The organism is Aestuariibacter sp. A3R04, from assembly GCF_018860805.1.
Lineage (GTDB): Bacteria > Pseudomonadota > Gammaproteobacteria > Enterobacterales > Alteromonadaceae > Alteromonas.
Genome location: NZ_JAHKQR010000003.1, coordinates 355,729 through 373,955, shown reverse-complemented (window position 1 = coordinate 373,955; position 18,227 = coordinate 355,729). Strand labels below are relative to the sequence as shown.

At 47.9% G+C, this 18,227-nt stretch carries 13 protein-coding genes; 10 read left to right on the top strand and 3 right to left on the bottom strand.

What is annotated here, in order from left to right; genetic code table 11:
• From prpF to KO518_RS06405, 3 genes are all read left to right on the top strand, one after another.
• A complete protein-coding gene (prpF, locus tag KO518_RS06415) occupies positions 1-1,197 on the top strand; it encodes a 2-methylaconitate cis-trans isomerase PrpF (RefSeq protein WP_216024999.1) in 1,197 nt (398 codons plus the stop codon).
• A 199-nt stretch (positions 1,198-1,396) separates the two neighbouring features.
• Positions 1,397-2,407: an adenosine deaminase gene (add, locus tag KO518_RS06410; RefSeq protein ID WP_216024998.1), complete on the top strand. Its 1,011-nt coding sequence runs from the start codon at positions 1,397-1,399 to the stop codon at positions 2,405-2,407.
• Positions 2,408-2,512: 105 nt separating this feature from the next.
• Positions 2,513-3,076 carry a hypothetical protein gene (locus KO518_RS06405; protein ID WP_216024997.1) on the top strand — a complete coding sequence of 188 codons (564 nt, stop codon included), beginning with the start codon at positions 2,513-2,515 and terminating at the stop codon, positions 3,074-3,076.
• A 4-nt stretch (positions 3,077-3,080) separates the two neighbouring features.
• On the opposite strand, the gene KO518_RS06400 is transcribed toward KO518_RS06405, so the two are convergent.
• The 3 genes from KO518_RS06400 to arcB are packed head-to-tail and all read right to left on the bottom strand — an operon-like array spanning position 3,081 to position 7,561.
• Positions 3,081-4,655 carry a PH domain-containing protein gene (locus tag KO518_RS06400; protein ID WP_216024996.1) on the bottom strand — a complete coding sequence of 525 codons (1,575 nt, stop codon included), beginning with the start codon at positions 4,653-4,655 and terminating at the stop codon, positions 3,081-3,083.
• Positions 4,655-5,194, bottom strand: coding sequence for a PH domain-containing protein (locus KO518_RS06395; protein ID WP_216024995.1), 540 nt, complete (start codon positions 5,192-5,194; stop codon positions 4,655-4,657). The genes KO518_RS06400 and KO518_RS06395 overlap by 1 nt, the downstream gene beginning before the upstream one ends.
• Positions 5,195-5,203: 9 nt before the next feature.
• Positions 5,204-7,561, bottom strand: a complete 2,358-nt coding sequence (gene arcB, locus KO518_RS06390) for an aerobic respiration two-component sensor histidine kinase ArcB (RefSeq protein ID WP_216024994.1) — start codon at positions 7,559-7,561, stop codon at positions 5,204-5,206.
• 1,001 nt (positions 7,562-8,562) lie between these two features.
• On the opposite strand from arcB, the gene gltB reads away from it, so the two are divergent.
• The 7 genes from gltB (at position 8,563) to KO518_RS06355 (ending at position 18,174) form a co-directional block, all read left to right on the top strand.
• The gene (gltB, locus tag KO518_RS06385; protein ID WP_216024993.1) at positions 8,563-13,029 is read left to right on the top strand and encodes a glutamate synthase large subunit; all 4,467 of its coding nucleotides are present in this window, start codon (positions 8,563-8,565) and stop codon (positions 13,027-13,029) included.
• A gap of 18 nt (positions 13,030-13,047) precedes the next feature.
• A complete protein-coding gene (locus KO518_RS06380) occupies positions 13,048-14,463 on the top strand; it encodes an FAD-dependent oxidoreductase (RefSeq protein WP_216024992.1) in 1,416 nt (471 codons plus the stop codon).
• A 173-nt stretch (positions 14,464-14,636) separates the two neighbouring features.
• Positions 14,637-14,999, top strand: a complete 363-nt coding sequence (locus KO518_RS06375) for a hypothetical protein (RefSeq protein ID WP_216024991.1) — start codon at positions 14,637-14,639, stop codon at positions 14,997-14,999.
• A gap of 153 nt (positions 15,000-15,152) precedes the next feature.
• Positions 15,153-15,737: a DUF2726 domain-containing protein gene (locus KO518_RS06370; RefSeq protein ID WP_216024990.1), complete on the top strand. Its 585-nt coding sequence runs from the start codon at positions 15,153-15,155 to the stop codon at positions 15,735-15,737.
• Between the two features lie 171 nt (positions 15,738-15,908).
• Positions 15,909-16,604, top strand: coding sequence for a 5'-methylthioadenosine/adenosylhomocysteine nucleosidase (locus KO518_RS06365; RefSeq protein WP_216024989.1), 696 nt, complete (start codon positions 15,909-15,911; stop codon positions 16,602-16,604).
• A 26-nt stretch (positions 16,605-16,630) separates the two neighbouring features.
• Entirely contained in the window at positions 16,631-17,590 is a 960-nt protein-coding gene (locus tag KO518_RS06360; RefSeq protein WP_216024988.1) for a cobalamin biosynthesis protein, read from the top strand.
• A 179-nt stretch (positions 17,591-17,769) separates the two neighbouring features.
• Complete coding sequence (locus KO518_RS06355) at positions 17,770-18,174, top strand: rhodanese-like domain-containing protein (protein ID WP_216024987.1); 405 nt, start codon at positions 17,770-17,772, stop codon at positions 18,172-18,174.
• Positions 18,175-18,227 lie beyond the last annotated feature (53 nt).

Genomic DNA, 18,227 nt, shown 5'->3' with positions numbered 1-18,227 from the left:
ATGTCATTTGCACCACAACGAAAAATATCCGCTACCTATATCCGCGGTGGCACAAGTAAAGGCGTATTCTTTAACGTCACCGATCTACCACCTGCAGCGCAGGTGCCTGGGCCGGTAAGAGATGCCATTTTACTTCGCGTTATTGGCAGCCCGGATCCCTACGGCAAACACACGGACGGCATGGGCGGCGCGACATCCAGCACAAGTAAAACCGTTATCCTTGCGAAGAGCAAACGAGAAGGGTACGACGTCGATTATACATTTGGGCAAGTTGCCATCGACAAGCCATTTGTTGACTGGTCCGGCAATTGTGGCAACCTCACCGCCGCCGTGGGAGCCTTTGCTATTAGCCAGGGTTTGATAGACCCGGCTCGCGTGCCGGAAAATGGCATCGCGACCGTGCGAATTTGGCAAACCAATATCAGTAAAGCCATCATTGCCCACGTTCCCATTAACCAGGGAATGGTGCAGGAAACCGGCGATTTCGAACTGGATGGAGTTACGTTCCCAGCCGCAGAAGTAAAAGTTGAATTCGTTGATCCTGCCGATGGCGACGGCGATATGTTTCCCACCGGCAATCTTATCGACGAACTGAACGTGCCGGGCGTTGGCACCGTAAAAGCCACATTGATTGACGCTGGGATCCCCACTATTTTTCTGAATGCAACTGACATCGGTTATCGGGGAACAGAGTGTCAGGAAGATATCAATGGTGACAATAGGGCGCTGTCGACATTCGAAACCATTCGCGCTTACGGTGCGTTAAAAATGGGCCTGATAGAAAACATCAGCGAGGCCGCCAGCCGTCAACATACGCCCAAAGTGGCCTTTGTAAGTGCGCCTGCAGATTATGTTGCGTCCAGTGGAAAAGCCATTGCAAAGCAGGATATTCACCTGAATGTTAGAGCGCTGTCTATGGGAAAACTGCATCACGCTATGATGGGCACCGCCGCCGTTGCCATCGGTTCAGCTGCCGCCATTCCAGGTACGCTTGTCAACCTCGCCGCCGGTGGGGGTAAACGCACTGAAGTGATATTTGGCCATCCGTCAGGCACGCTTAAAGTTGGCGCTAAAGCGAAGCAGGAAAATGGTATCTGGCGCATTGAAAGAGTGTCGATGAGTCGCAGTGCTCGCGTGCTAATGGAAGGTCGCGTATGCATTCCCGACGAGCCTATCTACAACGAAAAGATAGAATAATCGGTACACCTTATGGCACAAAAGCGCACTCTTTTAGTGCGCTTTTGTGTTGGTGCTCTTCTGCGCATTATTTGCATATTGGGTACTAACGGGAATGCCTTGATTTCTGGCGGTTGTCAGGCATGGTGTCCTTCCCTCTGCAAGGGTATTAAACTTGCTTATTCGTTCTAAGACAGCTACCACCCACAGGACAATAGCCATGCGCAACTTTATAGAAAACATGCCAAAAGCAGAACTCCACGTTCACTTGGAAGGGACATTAGAACCCGAACTGAGTTTTTCCCTGGCAGAGAAAAATGGCATATCCCTGCCCTTTGAAACACCTGAAGCGCTCATTGCGGCTTATGACTTTCACGATCTTCCCTCTTTTCTCAAGATCTATTACGCCGGAATGAGCGTGTTACAAGAAGAGTCAGACTTTTTTGACCTGACCTGGGCATATCTTGAAAAAGCGGCATCGCAAAACATTGTCTATGCAGAATTGTTTTTTGATCCCCAAGGCCATACTACCCGCGGCGTTGCCTTTGAAACGGTAATTACTGGCATTCACAACGCTCAGGTTGCCGCGCAGGAAAAACTGGGCATAAAGTCGAAGCTAATCCTGTGCTTCCTGCGCGATATGTCTGCAGATTCAGCCATGGAGCATTTGCTTATGGCAAAGCCCTATATAGATTGGTTAGTTGGTGTAGGCCTCGATTCAGACGAATACAACAACCCCCCGGTCAAGTTTAAAGAGGTGTTCGCCCTCGCCAGGAAATGGGGACTGAAACTCACCATGCACTGTGACGTTAATCAGAAAAATACTCTTGAGCATATTGGGCAGGTACTTGACGACATTCAGGTAGATCGCATCGACCATGGTGTGAATGCGCTGGAATCCGATGCGCTGTGCAATAAAATTAAAGCCCGCCAATTAGGTCTAACGGTGTGCCCGGTATCAAATCGCTTTGTGGTGCAATCTCTGACTTCTCAGGAAATTAGAACTATGTTGTCTAAGGGTATGCTTGCCACCATCAATTCCGATGATCCGGCCTATTTCCGTGCCTACCTCAATGAGAATTTTATTGCGCTCCAAGAAGAAGGGAACTTTACCAAAGACGAAATTCTGACACTGGCCGCAAACGCATTTTCCGTTTCCTGGTTAACTGAACCGGAGAAAACCGACTATTTACATAAGCTCTCTGTATTTTCAGACACCCGTGCTGAGTAAACGTCAAAAATTCGGCTAATAAACAGGCACGTTTTTTGAACTACCTCTTGCACTGCACGTCAGGCTGATGACGTAACTAACACATTGCAGGTAAGAGGAATTTCCATGCAAACCATTTTAGTTGAAGATGATTACGTGTCGTCCGCAGCGCTTTTTACGGCGAGAAAGTACGCCCTCGCCGGTCATTTTCGCCGTCATACTGGTGAGAGCTTTGTCGATCAGCCCAAAGCACTGGCTGCAGAACTGAGTAAGCTGCCCCACAATCGCGAAATGCTGGCGGTGGCATGGTTACTCCGCTCCCATCGCGACCGCTACACGGATATTGATGAAATAGGACTGTTTTTTGGTAAAAAAGTGGCGCGTACAGTTGATCAAATCGCTAGGTTGAACCTTCCGGACCAACTCTCACCCGACACTTTGTCAGCCATTCAAACTCGGGAAATCTGCAAAGCCAATGCGGCGGAGCAGACTATTGCGTTGGCTGATTTATTTGTACTGGGGATGGCGGCTGAAGCCAGTGAAGAGGCTGATGAAACTCTGCTCGCCCATTGGCTACACAACCACCTCCCTTTGTTTAACAGGGCCAACAGGAGCCTCGTTCAACGCACTATGGGCTGGCTGGCGTCACTCGATGTATCTGCATTGAGTAACCCTGTAGCGAGAGCGTAACACGCTACATCCAAGAACGACGTTGGGTTTCGACTTCCAGCAAGACACTATTTGCCAACGAATACGCATCTTCTTGTGGAAGAAAGGGAATACTCACGTCGCCACTGGCCAATACAAATCGAACGTTGGCCAAACTTCTGCGTTGCATCAACACACTTTGAGTCACCACAACCTGCTGCACCTTGTGCAGTTCAAAACAATATCTGTCGATTCCAATAATCCCTTTTCGAACATAAAGATATCGATTGTCGATATGGTAGCCCCAACGCCGCCAACGGCAGTATATGAGCGCTTGTAACAGCAAAGAAACCGGAATACTCACCAATAAGATCGCAATCCCCTCCCGTTGAAACCCGGCTACAGTCAGGCTTGCAAACAGTGGTATAACAGCGAGGAAGAAATAACGAGTGACAAAACGAATGCTGATAGGCTTATAGTGAGCCTCGTACGTTGCGTTGCCGGGCATAATATCCGCTGCCAAAAATCGGGCTTCACTTTCGGTAACTGACGGAACCAGCATTTTATTGGACGCGCTCAACTCCTGCTCTTGTCTATCTCCGGTTTTATTTTGTTCAAAAAAGAAATTTGCCCGCCCGAGGAGGTAATCGAGCCAATCCTGCTTGATCGCGACTTTCTGTACCCGGCTCTCGCGCATGCTGACTTCTTGCTGAGAAAACAAACCTGACCGACGTATATACCGGTCGGCGGTGCGACTAAGAGTAAAGTTGTAATAGGTAAATATAGATCCAATCACAGACACCGATGCCATCATCGCCAATACCAATACCATCATAGTAATGACGTATAACGACAACTGCCACCATGCGACATGCTCGTCAACGACCAACGCATCCAGTGACAAACCAAGCTTGTCGATATAACCGTAAATTCCACCGGCAATATCATCGTAAAAAGGGGCCAGGGCTCCCATGATGATCCAAACTCGGTTGTTTGTCAGGCCATGCAGAATCAAATCTGTCACGCTGCGGCGGTTTATCACCGTTTCGTCGAAGTGGGCCTGTTCTCTTCCCGCCTCTGCGGGCGAAGAATCACCCGGGCGATCACAATGATCTTGTTGCAAAGATTGCGAAGTCGTTAACAATATCTGCTGCTTGAGTCGCTGCGCATAACCAGACGATACTGCCACAATCTTGGCTTCTTCGTCTGCCGAACCGGCTGTATCGAGTACCATCACGACGTAATCGGTGATGCGGTAGTAGAACGGCCGGAGGATTTTCACGTTTTGAATTCGCCAAAAAGGCAAATTAATATTTCTGCGCTTTATGACACCGGAGCGAATTTCAACGTGTTGCTGACGAATGCGATACTGATAAAACCAATAGCTAAGCACGCCACTGACAACCGTAGACAGCAACAACGCACTAACAACAGGTACGAAGTAAGCAGTGTTCTGTAGCTCGGCAGTAGAAGCCGAATAGGCCAAAGCAGAAATAACCACAATAAACTGGCGGACAAACTGAATGATGTTCGACACAATAAAATACACAATGGCAATGGGTGACAAACGCCGCCAACTGCCGCTATCAGAGCACTGTTCTGCTGCATTGACATCGTTCATTAACGAGCGCCCACATCCTTGTGCGCCAAAATAAATTGCCTGATTTTTTGTGCCTGCGACACCGCGAGGCCGGGAATTTCAAAGGTATGTCCCGCGCCGCCCGCCGAAAACACCTGTAACTTAGCCAGGCCAACCAAGCGGTCTAATGGCCCTCGCTTGAGTTCAATGTGTTGTATGCGAAGCACGGGTTGACACGCGAGACTGCGAAAAAAGAGTCCTTTTTGCAAAGACAAATCCTGTTCCCTAAGGGCGTACAAAATACGTTTATCAGCAAACCAGTGGTACATAAAAGACAGCGTACCAATACCCAGTATTCCTCCCAGAACAATTGGGTATGCGAACTTCAGCGGTTCCGGTAATTCAACAAAAGGCTGAAAGCGAATAGCAGAGACCAACAACGCCAAAACACTAAAAATCACAGTTGTCACCATGAGATTGAGTTTTCGGTATGCTGGCGATAGCGGCTCAAAAAGCTGATGCTCTATTTCAGGTAATTTATTCATTCCCACTTGCTGGTTCGAAAACGCCACGCCTTCCATTGCTTGTTCCTAATCGTCAATCATCTGTGAGTTAATCCATTCGTGAAGTGATTTCATGTCGTGACCCACTGCCATCTGCAATTCTTCAACCCAATCGTGTACATTTTGCCACCATGCGGGGTGATCGCCTTGTTGGATCTGATTTGCTATCCGCTGGACCCTGGCTAAACCCACTGAACCTGCAGCGCCCTTAATTTTGTGCGCTTGAGAACACACCTCTGATTTTTCATCCGCGCTTAAACTCAGTTGCAGGATCTCCATGTATTCAGGCATTTTCTCCTGGAATACCTTGACGCTTGCCCGCACCATATCTTCACCTATAGTGTCTACCAGCATTTGCAGCAGTTCCATATCGAGAATATTCGACAGGGCTTTGCTGTTGTCACTTTTCGGTTTCTTTTCTACCTCGGTGTGAAGCGGTGCGGCAGGCTCGGTGAACAAACTGTTAAAGACCTCAATTACGCGACTTTTCTTAATAGGCTTGGCAATGACATCATCCATGCCATTTTGCAAATACTCTTCCCGCTTTTTGATCACATTTGCCGTTAAAGCTACCATAGGCGTTCCCATCACCAGATCTTCGTCTCTAAGGGTGTTTGCAACGTCGAACCCTGTCATATCGGGTAACTGAATATCCAACAAAATTAGGTCGTATTGATTCTCTCTTGCTTTGTCGATAGCTTCCTGGCCGGTCATCGCAACATCGACAGTTTGACCCAGCTTCTCCAGCAACGCTTTAGCTACCATAACATTCAGCTCAATATCTTCTACCAGCAAAATATTTAAATCTGTAACCAGAAGTTTCGAAACCTGCATGGGACGCTTGGATATCTGCAACGGCAATTCAATTTCAAAACGGGTGCCATGACCCACTTCACTGGAGACACGGATTTCCCCGTTCATTAAATCTACCATTTGTTTACAGATAGCCAGACCAATACCTGTTCCCGTGGCAGACTGGTGGTCAGGGTGATCAACCTGATAATACATGGCGAAGATTTTTTCGATTTCACTGTCTGGGATCCCTACGCCGGTATCCTCGACAATGTATGTAACTATTGTCATATCGTCTTTGGCTGGGGTGGCTGAAACGCTAAGACTCACGTTACCCTTCTGCGTAAACTTCACCGCATTAAACAGAATATTCCAAAGGATCTGTCTTAACCGCGTGCCGTCCACTTCAACCAACTGAGGCAACGGCTCTTCAATATTAGTAATAAGTTCCAGCGACTTATCTGCCGCCAGTAATCGAATAATGCTAGCCAATTCCTGGGTAAAATCCCGCAGTGAAACGGTTTTCAGACTGAGCTCGAGCTTATCCCTGTCTAGCTTATCTAAGTCAATAATATCGTTAAAGATATTCCCCAGTGTAATAGCACTGGCGTAAATAGTACTCACCCAGCTAAATTGCTCATCCGTTAAGTCTGTATCCCTTAGCATTCGGCTCAGGCCCACAATACCATTTAGAGGCGTTCGCAATTCGTGAGAAATGGTGGCAATAAACCGGGTTTTATCGGTACTGGCCTTCGCCGCGGCATTTTCAGCCTGTTTTCTTTCCGTCATATCACGACCAAATGCCAGCAGCCCCAAACGAGTGCCTTCGTTGTCGAAAAACGGGACGCGTTTCATTTCGAAGTAACGGCGACGTCCATCTGCAAACCGCAGCCATAGTTCTTCCGTCATACTGGCGTTGGTTTCCAGTACTTCGTGGTCAGATGCAACGATTTGACTGGCCAAATCCTCTTCGAAGACGTCGTGTAGAGTCAGCCCAACCAATTCTTCTTCCGTTTTTCCTGTCAACATTTCTGCTATGCGGTTACAGCCTGCAAAACGCCCTTCTTCATTGCGGTAGTAAATTAAATCTGGAGAGGCATCAATGATCGACCGGAGCAACGTGGACAAATGCCGGGCCTGTTGTTCAGAATGAGATTTCTCGACAATTTCTTTTTCCAAATCTTTAAAAACGGCTTCCCGCTCTTCCTGGGCTTTACGACGCTGCTCCATTTCGTGATTGAGTTGTCGGATGTTACTTTGCAACTCGCGGTTCAAAAACACGTCTTCTTCGCGTAGGTGTTCAAGCTGGCTGACCACTTCTTTTAAATTTGTGCGTGAATTTTCCAACTGCTTAACTAGTTCACTCAAAAAATACAGTACCCAGGGCGCAGATATCATAGTGAGTACCACAGCGATAATAAAATCATCAGGCTGTACTTCATAACCCAAAGCAACTCTTATTACATAAGAACCAACAAGGGTGAACACCAGCGTAACGACGACGAACACTATACTGAGCTTTAATGTTCCGAATCGCTTTATGAATTGAGCAAATTTAATTGCCCAGGAGTCGTTTGGGGAATCTTGATGCATAGCAACAAACTACAAAATTAAATCTTAATTAGTAGCACTTATATCACGTCAGGCAGGCAAAGCCCACTGAGTTTAAACGAATTATCGGGCGGAAAAGAAAACGAAAAGAAGGGTTGTTGTGTTTTGGCGACACCAGGCGCACTAAAAAGAGGCAAGGCGAGCTGCGATCTAATATGAATTGCTCACAGCCGCCTCATAAACGCGCATTTAGTTATACCCTGGCACTGCGATGCCATCCATATCTTCTTCATCTAAGATACTGTAAAACATAATGTTATCTCCACTTTTAAGTTACAACGATAGTTTGTACAAGACCGCCAGTACACCTTTTATATCTCCGTTTCGGGATATCGTTAGCTACTGGCTCAGTTTAGAAAAGCAAAATTCTGGCCATATTGCACGCGGGTTTGCAATTGCGCAAACTTTCTCCAACTTTTCTGCTTTGTGGGTCTCCACACCTCATTTTATATGAGGATTATGACTTTTTTTCATGACAAGAGTGTTAAGCAAACCTTTGCACTCTGAACAACTCCCCTGTATATTTTTAGAACCAGTAAAATAAACATTCACTTCAAGCCTGATATTCCTAATAAATAATCAAACATAACGAATGTTTATTCATTATGTGCAAAATCAAAATGGCGTTTAAATTCCGTAAACAGTTTTAACTGGACCATTTTTAGCCGTAACGAACAAAATACGCACATCTTTAAATTTTTGTTAAGATACTGAAGTTAAAAGCTTTATCCCAAAATAAGCAGGAAGAATTGCCACCTCCGCTTTTTATCATTTGCTTTTGCATAGCAATGTATGTATTTTGTACGGCCCGCTGTGCAATAGTGCATAAAAATGCGGTTAGCGACTGGCATTTTCTAATAATAAAAAATCAAATAATCAGGCGTTCTGTAGAACGTCACAAGAACGTTTGTGATGCGTCCCATATGCTGGCGACGATCCGGCAGATACCTTGCCCAGTCGAAGGTTGAAGGAGTTTTTTTAAGATGAGTTTATATAATCCCAACGATTCCCGGGACAACTGTGGCTTTGGTCTCATCGCCCACACTCACGGGGAAGCCAGTCATGTACTGGTAGAAACTGCAATTCAGGGCCTGGACAGAATGCAGCATCGTGGTGGTATTGCTGCTGATGGTAAAACAGGCGATGGCTGTGGGTTGCTATTGCAAAAACCAGATGCCTTTTTTCGCGAGGTAGCCGAGGAACACGGTTGGAAGCTAAGTAAAAAATACGCTGTAGGCATGATTTTTCTGAGTCGGGATAACGCCCTGGCTCAGAAAGCCAGGGACGTATTAAACGAAGAGCTGGAAAAGGAAACCCTGGCGGTTGTGGGCTGGCGAGAAGTGCCTGTAGACCACAGTGTGTTAGGGGAATTGGCGCTTACCGGTGTACCTCAAATCGAACAGGTGTTCGTAAATGCACCCGCGGGCTGGCGCAAGCGCGATTTAGAACGCCGCCTTTATATGGTTCGTCGACGCGCAGAAAAGCGTCTTGAAACCGACCCCGATTTTTATGTTGCCTGTTTGTCAGGATTGGTGACGATTTACAAAGGTCTCGTCATGCCTCGTGACCTGCCTGCCTTTTATGCAGACTTGGCAGACGAGCGCTTGAAAAGTGCAATTTGCGTATTCCACCAGCGCTTCTCAACCAACACGTTACCTAAGTGGCCTTTAGCACAGCCATTTCGCTTTTTAGCCCATAATGGTGAAATTAACACCATCAAAGGCAACCGCGACTGGGCAATGGCCCGATCCGGTAAATTTGCGACGCCACTTATCCCCGATTTAAAAGACGCCGCCCCGTATGTTAATACAGAAGGCTCTGATTCGTCGTCTTTGGACAATATGCTGGAGCTCTTCCTCGCCGGCGGTATGGATTTATTCCGCGCCATGCGTCTGCTTGTGCCGCCAGCCTATCAGAACAACGCCACAATGGATGACGATCTTCGCGCGTTTTACGAGTTCAATTCCATGCATATGGAGCCGTGGGATGGTCCTGCGGGCATCGTTATGACAAACGGCAGACACGTTGCGTGTAACTTAGACCGCAACGGCTTGCGTCCGGCCCGTTATGTCATTACCAAAAATGGCTTCATTACCCTGGCGTCGGAAGTCGGTATTTGGGATTACAACGAAAGCGACGTGGTTGAAAAAGGCCGCGTTGGACCTGGTGAAATGCTGGCCGTTGACACCTACAACGGCAAAATCTGGCGATCTAACGAAATTGATGCCGATCTAAAAGACCGTCATCCTTATAAAGAGTGGCTGGAAAAGCACATCAGACGCCTTGCTCCTATTGAAGAGGTCGATTCCTCCGAACTGGGTAAGCGCGTGTTTGATGATGACACCATTGCCGTTTACCACAAGCTGTTCAACTACAGCTACGAAGAAATTCAACAAGTCGTTAAAGTACTGGCCAAAGATGGTCAGGAAGCCGTTGGCTCAATGGGCGACGATACCCCAATGGCCGTGCTGTCTTCTAAATCACGTACTATCTACGACTACTTTCGCCAGCAGTTTGCGCAGGTGACAAACCCGCCAATAGACCCTTTGCGGGAAAACCACGTAATGTCACTGGCCACGTGTATTGGTCGCGAACAAAATGTTTTTAGTGAAACATCGGGTTATGCGAACCGGGTATTGTTTAACTCTCCGGTATTGGTGTACACCGACCTGAAACAACTGCGGGAATTTAATCCTGAACACTACTACTCTGAAAAAGTAGAATTGCAGTACAAGCAGGAAGAAGGCCTTCGCAAAGCTATTGAACGCATTTGTAACGAAGTAGAATACTTGGTGAAACAGAAGCGCGCGGCCTTTGTCATTCTGTCTGACAGAAACATTAAGAAAGACAGACTTACTATTCCGGCAGCGATGGCAACTGGCGCGGTTCACCGCAGACTGGTCGAGAGCCACTTGCGGTGTGATGCCAACATTGTTGTGGAAACCGGTAGTGTGCGTGATCCGCATCACTTTGCCGTACTTATTGGTTTGGGCGCCACCGCGATCTATCCGTACCTGGCTTACGAAACCATTGAGCAACTGTGTGAGAAAGGTGAACTCACCTGCTCAGTTACCGATGCCGTGCTGAACTACCGCAAAGGTATTAATAAGGGCTTGTATAAAATCATGTCCAAAATGGGTATCAGTACTGTGGCGAGTTATCGCTCTGCTAAGTTGTTCGAAGCCATTGGTATTAATAAAACCGTTATGGATTTGTGCTTTAAAGGCGTAACTTCACGCATTCAGGGTGCGGGTTTTGACGATTTTGAACAGGACGCCATCAACCTGGCTCGTGTAGCGTGGCTGAAGCGGAAACCTCTCTCACACGGCGGATTACTCAAATACGTCCACGATGGCGAATATCACGCTTACAACCCGGACGTGGTGAAGTCTCTGCAAACGGCTGTGGTCTCTGGTGACTATGCCGATTACCAAATTTACGCCAAACACGTGAATGAACGCGCGCCGTCTCATTTCCGCGACTTACTGGCGTTAAATTCCCCCAGTGACCCAATTGATATTAGCGAAGTTGAAGGTGCTGAAAATCTGTTCCCTCGCTTTGACACTGCTGCAATGTCTATTGGCGCACTAAGCCCGGAAGCTCACGAGGCACTGGCTATTGCCATGAATCGCTTGGGTGGTCAGTCGAACTCGGGTGAAGGTGGTGAACACCCTTCCCGTTTCGGCACTGAGAAAAACTCTAAGATTAAGCAAGTCGCATCGGGACGCTTTGGCGTTACTCCTCACTACCTGGTGAACGCGAATGTTATTCAGATTAAAGTAGCCCAAGGCGCCAAGCCGGGTGAAGGTGGTCAGTTACCTGGCGACAAAGTGAATAAGTACATTGCACAACTGCGATTCTCTGTACCCGGCGTAACCCTGATTTCACCGCCGCCCCACCATGATATTTACTCAATTGAAGATTTGGCTCAGCTTATTTTTGACCTCAAGCAAGTCAATCCGTCAGCCCTGATTTCAGTGAAGCTGGTATCCGAGCCCGGTGTAGGCACTATCGCCACCGGTGTTGCGAAAGCCTATGCAGATCTCATCACCATTTCAGGCTATGACGGCGGAACTGGCGCAAGTCCGCTGACATCGGTAAAATACGCAGGAAGTCCCTTCGAACTGGGTCTGGCAGAAACTCAACAGGCGCTAATCGAAAATGGCTTGCGTCACAAAGTTCGCGTGCAAACTGATGGCGGCTTAAAAACCGGATTGGACGTGATCAAAGCAGCCTGTTTGGGTGCGGAGAGCTTTGGTTTCGGTACTGGCCCTATGGTGGCATTGGGATGTAAATACTTGCGAATTTGCCACCTAAACAATTGTGCGACGGGTGTTGCAACGCAAGATCAAAAACTGCGTGATGATCATTTCATTGGCTTACCTGAAATGGTCATGAACTACTTCAAGTTTATTGCGCAGGAAGTGCGGGAAATAATGGCCGCACTGGGCGTACGCAAGTTCGATGAACTCGTGGGCCGCACTGATTTACTGAAGATCATCGATGGTATTACGGCCAAGCAAAACAAGTTGGATTTATCACCGCTGCTGGTAACACCAAAAGAAGGTGAACATACGCGACTGTTCTGTTCAGAAACAACTAACCAACCGATGGATAAAGGCGAATTGAATGCGCAGCTTCTCACTGACGCCCAAAAGGCCGTGCGGGAAGGAAGAGGCATACGTCTGAATTACCCAATTCGCAACACCGATCGGTCTGTGGGTGCGTTGCTGTCCGGCGAAATTGCCAAACATCACGGCAACCATGACATGGAAGACATGCCGGTAGAAGTGCAGTTTACCGGTACTGCCGGTCAGAGCTTTGGAGTGTGGAATGCAGGTGGCCTCCACATGCGTATAGAGGGTGATGCCAACGACTATGTTGGCAAAGGCATGACTGGCGGCAAACTGGTTATTTATCCACCCAAAAACATCAACTTCGATGCTCACAACAGTGCCATCATGGGGAACACTTGCCTGTACGGTGCAACCGGCGGAAAACTGTTTGCAGCAGGCCGTGCGGGTGAGCGCTTTGCAGTGCGAAACTCAGGGGTGACCGCCGTTGTGGAAGGTATAGGTGACAACGGTTGTGAATACATGACTGGTGGTATTGTTGCTGTGCTGGGCAGCGTGGGAGTGAACTTCGGCGCGGGTATGACCGGCGGCTTCGCCTACCTGTACGATGAAGCAAACGACCTGGAAGACCGGGTAAATCCAGAGCTGGTTGAAATTATGGACATCGGCGATAAAGTGATTTTAGTAGAGCATTTACGCGGCCTGATTAACCAGCATTACGAAGAGACCGGAAGTGAGCATTCCTTGTCGTTACTCACGAATTTCACCGAATCACTGAAACGCTTTAAGTTAATTAAACCGAAAACCAGTGAAGTGAAAAACTTATTGGGTCACATCAGCCGCTCAAGTGACGAGCTGCGGATCCAGGCACAATAACAAGAGGTAGGTGAAGTAATGGCTAAAAATGTATACCAATTTGTTGATGTTGAACGGATTGATCCGCCTAAGAAACCTATCATGGTGCGCAAAGGTGAGTTCGCTGAAATCTATCAACCATTAACGCAATCTCAAACAGAAGGACAGGCAGATCGATGCCTGGACTGTGGCAACCCATATTGTGAATGGAAATGTCCGGTTCACAATTATATTCCGCAATGGCTTGCGCTGGCCAATGAAGGCCGAATTCTGGAAGCTGCTGAATTGTCTCACAAGACCAACAGCCTGCCTGAAGTCTGCGGCCGTGTGTGTCCCCAGGATCGGCTCTGTGAAGGCGCCTGTACGTTAAATGACGAATTCGGTGCAGTCACTATCGGTAGTATAGAAAAGTACATCACCGACACCGCGTTCAAAATGGGCTGGCGCCCGGATATGTCTGATGTAGAGTGGACGAACAAGAAGGTGGCCGTCGTAGGTGCAGGCCCTGCCGGCCTTGCCTGTGCTGATGTACTCGTTCGCAACGGGGTTAAACCGGTTGTGTTCGATAAGTACGAAGAGATCGGCGGCTTGCTGACATTCGGCATTCCCTCTTTCAAGTTGGAAAAAGACGTTATCAAACGTCGTCGTGATATTTTCACTGAAATGGGAGTGGAGTTCGTACTAAACACGGAAATAGGAAAAGACGTAGATTTTCAAACACTACTGGACGACTACGATGCCGTTTTCCTGGGCATGGGCACCTATAAATCGATGCAAGGCGGTTTTGACAATGAGCATGTCGAAGGTGTCTTCGATGCCCTACCTTTCCTTATCGCCAATACGAAGCGGGTGATGGGACTTGAAAAAGACCCTGCCGATTTTGTTGATATGAAAGGCAAAACCGTTGTTGTCCTCGGTGGTGGTGATACCACAATGGACTGTGTCCGCACGTCTATCCGACAGGGGGCCAAACGGGTTATTTGTGCCTATCGACGCGATGAAGAAAGCATGCCCGGCTCTCGCCGTGAGGTGATTAATGCAAGAGAAGAAGGGGTTGAGTTTATGTTCAATCTTCAACCTCTGGATATCGCAATAGATGACAATGGCCATGCCGCAGGGGTCAAACTGGTAAAAACGGAAATGGGGCCACCTGATGTTAATGGACGCCGTCGCCCTGTTGAAGTGGAAGGCTCGGAACACGTGCTGGAAGCCGATGCGGTCATTATTGCCTTTGGTTTCCAACCTAGTCCTGCCAGCTGGTTTGCTGACTATGGCATTATTCTTGACGAAAAAGGCCGTGTCAGAGCGCCTGCCAAGGGCAAGTATGCCTACCAAACATCTAACCCGCAAATATTTGCCGGTGGTGATATGGTGCGCGGCAGCGATCTGGTAGTAACGGCTATCGACGAAGGCAGAAAAGCAGCGGAAGGGATCATGGATTACCTGAACGTTTAATCCTTCGCTCCAACATTTAAGAAGGCCAGGTAAATAAATTTACCTGGCCTTTTTTGTGGATACTCGCATATAAAAATCCATACCTAAGAAGGGTTGTTGACATCAGGCATATTGATATAGTTATATTGAAGTATAACTTTCTGATACATCAACATCGGTAGTAGGGCGAAAATATGAAAGCATTAATCCTCGTTTGTGCAATGGCGATATCTTCCGCCACATACTCCCCGGCTTTGCTTGCTTCGTCCGCGGCATTTCAGGTATGCCCAACCGACTTTCACACGGTATCCATGCCATCAAATGCGACCCTGTGCCAACGATTTGATTCAGGCTACCCTGCAACGATGGTGTTTTATTCACAGGACTCACAACAGGTACTGGTTGACCATTATCGCGATGCGTATCCCGGCTTAGAAGTGCGCAGTACTGTTCAGGGCCGCACATTGCTCACCGCAGACAACAACTCAGTGAGGGTTATCATTTCACCAGATAACGACGGCTCACAGGTAGACATGATGATAACCACTGCAAGGTAACCTCATCTTCCACTGCTCCCATACAATAGTGCATTAATATTAAATGGCATTTCGTCGAATTGGCATTTGCTTTGCAATTTCCTTCCACAACAGGTTTCTGACACTTACATTGTCAGTTTTTTGACGCATTAGTGAGTATTGGCGAGGGATATTATGGAATTAGCAATCATTTTGATGATGTTACTAATAGTAGTGGCGCTAGGCGCCATGAAATTGTCAGACAGCGGCGTTAGCTTTCCGTTTAGAAGCAAGCCTCAGTTGTTTACACCTGTCGAGCACAACTTTCTCAAACTTATCGAACAAGCAGTGGGTAGAGAATTTCGCATTGTTTGTCGGGTCCGTCTCAGCGATGTACTAGCCGTACGGGCAAAAGCAGGCAAAAAGCAGGCGACCTCAGCGATGGCACGAGCATCGTCGAAGCAACTCGATTTTGTGCTGTGTGACAAAGATGATATGACCCCCATTATGGCCATCGACCTCGTTTATAACGATGGTAAGACCAAATACAAATCTCAGCGTGATTTTTTCGTTTCCGGTGCCCTTGACGCAGCTGGGTTACCTCACGCCAGGATCAAGGTAAAGACAGGCTACAGCCTGGAAGAAATTCGCGAGTGTATTGAAGCAAAACTCGTGATGTACCGCCGCAAACAACAGCGCCTGGCGCAAGCGCCAATCCACAACCCTGCGCCGCCGAAACGCCCTACCCGTCCGTTGCGTTCAAGCCGTGCGGCTGCCTAATCTGACTTTGTATGGCTCCGAGCCCCTAAGGCCAATAACGTCCCCCAACGTTATTGGCCTATTTTCTTTCAACTTCTGTCAGTTTTGCGTCTTTCATATTACCATTAGCCATATAGTTTAATTTGCCGCATCAAACTGTGTTCGATGCGCTCACCCTTTGTGGATGACATTATGAAAATTGGTATTTTAGGCGCGATGGATCAGGAAGTCGCACTGCTACAGGCTTCGCTTAGTAACTGTGAAACACACCAATGGAAGCACCTTACATTTTACACCGGAACATTGCACGACGCCGATGTCGTTTTGGTAAAGTGCGGTATCGGCAAGGTCGCATCAGCCATTGCAACTACCGCGCTTATAGAACAGTTCTCTCCTGATTTTGTTGTCAATACGGGCTCTGCCGGTGGCTTTGATCCAAAGCTTGATATAGGAGATCTGGTGATAGGCACCGCAGTAAAATACCACGATGTGGACATCACCCATTTTGGCTATGAAATGGGTCAATGTGCTGGCATGCCAGCCCAGTACGATTGCGATACTCGCCTTATCGACGCTGCCGCTGCAGCTACTAGCGCCATCGGTCATGCAAAACACACCAAAGGCGTAATTTGCACCGGCGACGCATTCGTGGGTTCAGACCAAGCGGCAACCAAAATCAAAACCACTTTCCCAACAATGAAAGCCGTGGAAATGGAAGGCGCCGCCATCGGACAAACCTGTTTTATGCTCTCCACACCTTTTCTGGTAATCCGTTCTCTATCTGATATCGCGGGAAAAACGTCGACAGTGTCATTTCAGGAATACCTTGAAACTGCTGCTAAACACTCTGCAGAACTGGTTATGGGGATGATTGCCCGACTGGCCTGAGCAGTAAACCTCTTCGAAGCGTTCCCATGGAAAACATAGTTAATAGTACTGTCCTGCAACTTCTTGCTGTCTTGTTAACGGCTATTGCCATTGACAGCGTGTGGCGTTGGCCTGAGAAGTACCATCCTTTAACGTTGTTTCGTCTGCTGGCAGACGGAATGGCAAAAAAGGTACGTCCCGGAGCTTCCGAGCCTGCCTCACAGCACAAAGTGTCTGGCGCACTAGGGGCAATCGTATTGATTGCCCCCTTTACCGTGTTGTTGGCAATGTTGGTGTACATGGCTGAATACCCAATTTTTTTTGAAGCTATCATCCTTATTTCTGCGTTGGATTTTGCTGGCGTTCGCTGGCGTTACAATCAAGTGGTTACCGCCCTTGCAAATGGAAAGAAAGTGTTGGCCCGTGAAGCCGTTAGCAATATGGTTGCGAGAGATTGCCAACGCTTATCAGAAGTGGGCATTGCAAAAGCGGCGATGGAAAGTTATCTACTGCGCTTTTATTATCAGTTTTGTGGTGTAGTGATGTGGTTCCTCATTGGCGGCCCCGTTTTAGCGCTGCTATTTCGGTTGCTACTTGTTTTCACCTGGCAATGGCACTGGCGGCGCCCGGGGTACTATTGGTTTGCGCTTCCCGTACGTCGAATGAGTCGACTGATGGCTCTACTACCGGCTTTTGTCGGCGCGTGCCTGTTTGCATCGGTTACTCACCCCGTCGCCAGTTTCAAAGCTTGGAAGCGTTGTGGGCAAAAGGACACCACATCATGGCTGCTTGCACTGTCAGGAGGAGGACTCGGCATCAAACTGGGCGGCCCTGCATTTTATTCAGACAACTTAATTCGCTATAGCAGGGTTGGCGGTAGCCGCGAGGTAAGATTGTCTGATCTTACCTATTGTCGCAGGGCGATAGTTCGGGCGACACTTCTGCTCTGCGGTTTAAGTATCTTGTGTTTAACGCTGCTTCACGTACTCCAACAGGGGGCAACTTAGGTGAACACAGATTCCGATGTACTGGTCAGAGCAATAAGCGATAATATTGGTATACAGTAGTGAATAAATTAACACTGGCAGACTAGATCAGATCTGCGCATCAGAGACAACATACCAGCGAATCAACATCCTCTGATAATCCGTGCAACGGCCTGTGTTTTCACCTAACGGAAGGCATTATGCGAAAATTGATATTTGCCACAATAATACTGGCGACGACAGAATTACTGGTCAGTTTTTACTACCCGGCGGAAGCCGAGGGATTTCCATCCGTAGAAGCCACGCCTTTTCTGTTGGAAAAAGTAAAAGCAGATGAATGGTTACTCATTGATGTAAGAACACCAGAAGAATATAAACAAGGGCATATTCCCGGTGCCATCAATATGCCGCACAACGAAATTAACGGCTTTGTTGAACAACTCAATGACGCCAAAAACAAACCCATCATCATTTACTGTCGAACTGGCCGACGGGCTACTATAGCGATGCAAATGCTTGAGCAAAAGCAATTTCTAAGGGTGACCCATCTGGAAGGTGACATGATGGGCTGGACGGAAGCCGGCTTGCCAGTAGACAAAATGTAGTTGCGATTCACTGCCCGCCCCGGATAGCGTAAATGCCACTAAACTGTTATTAT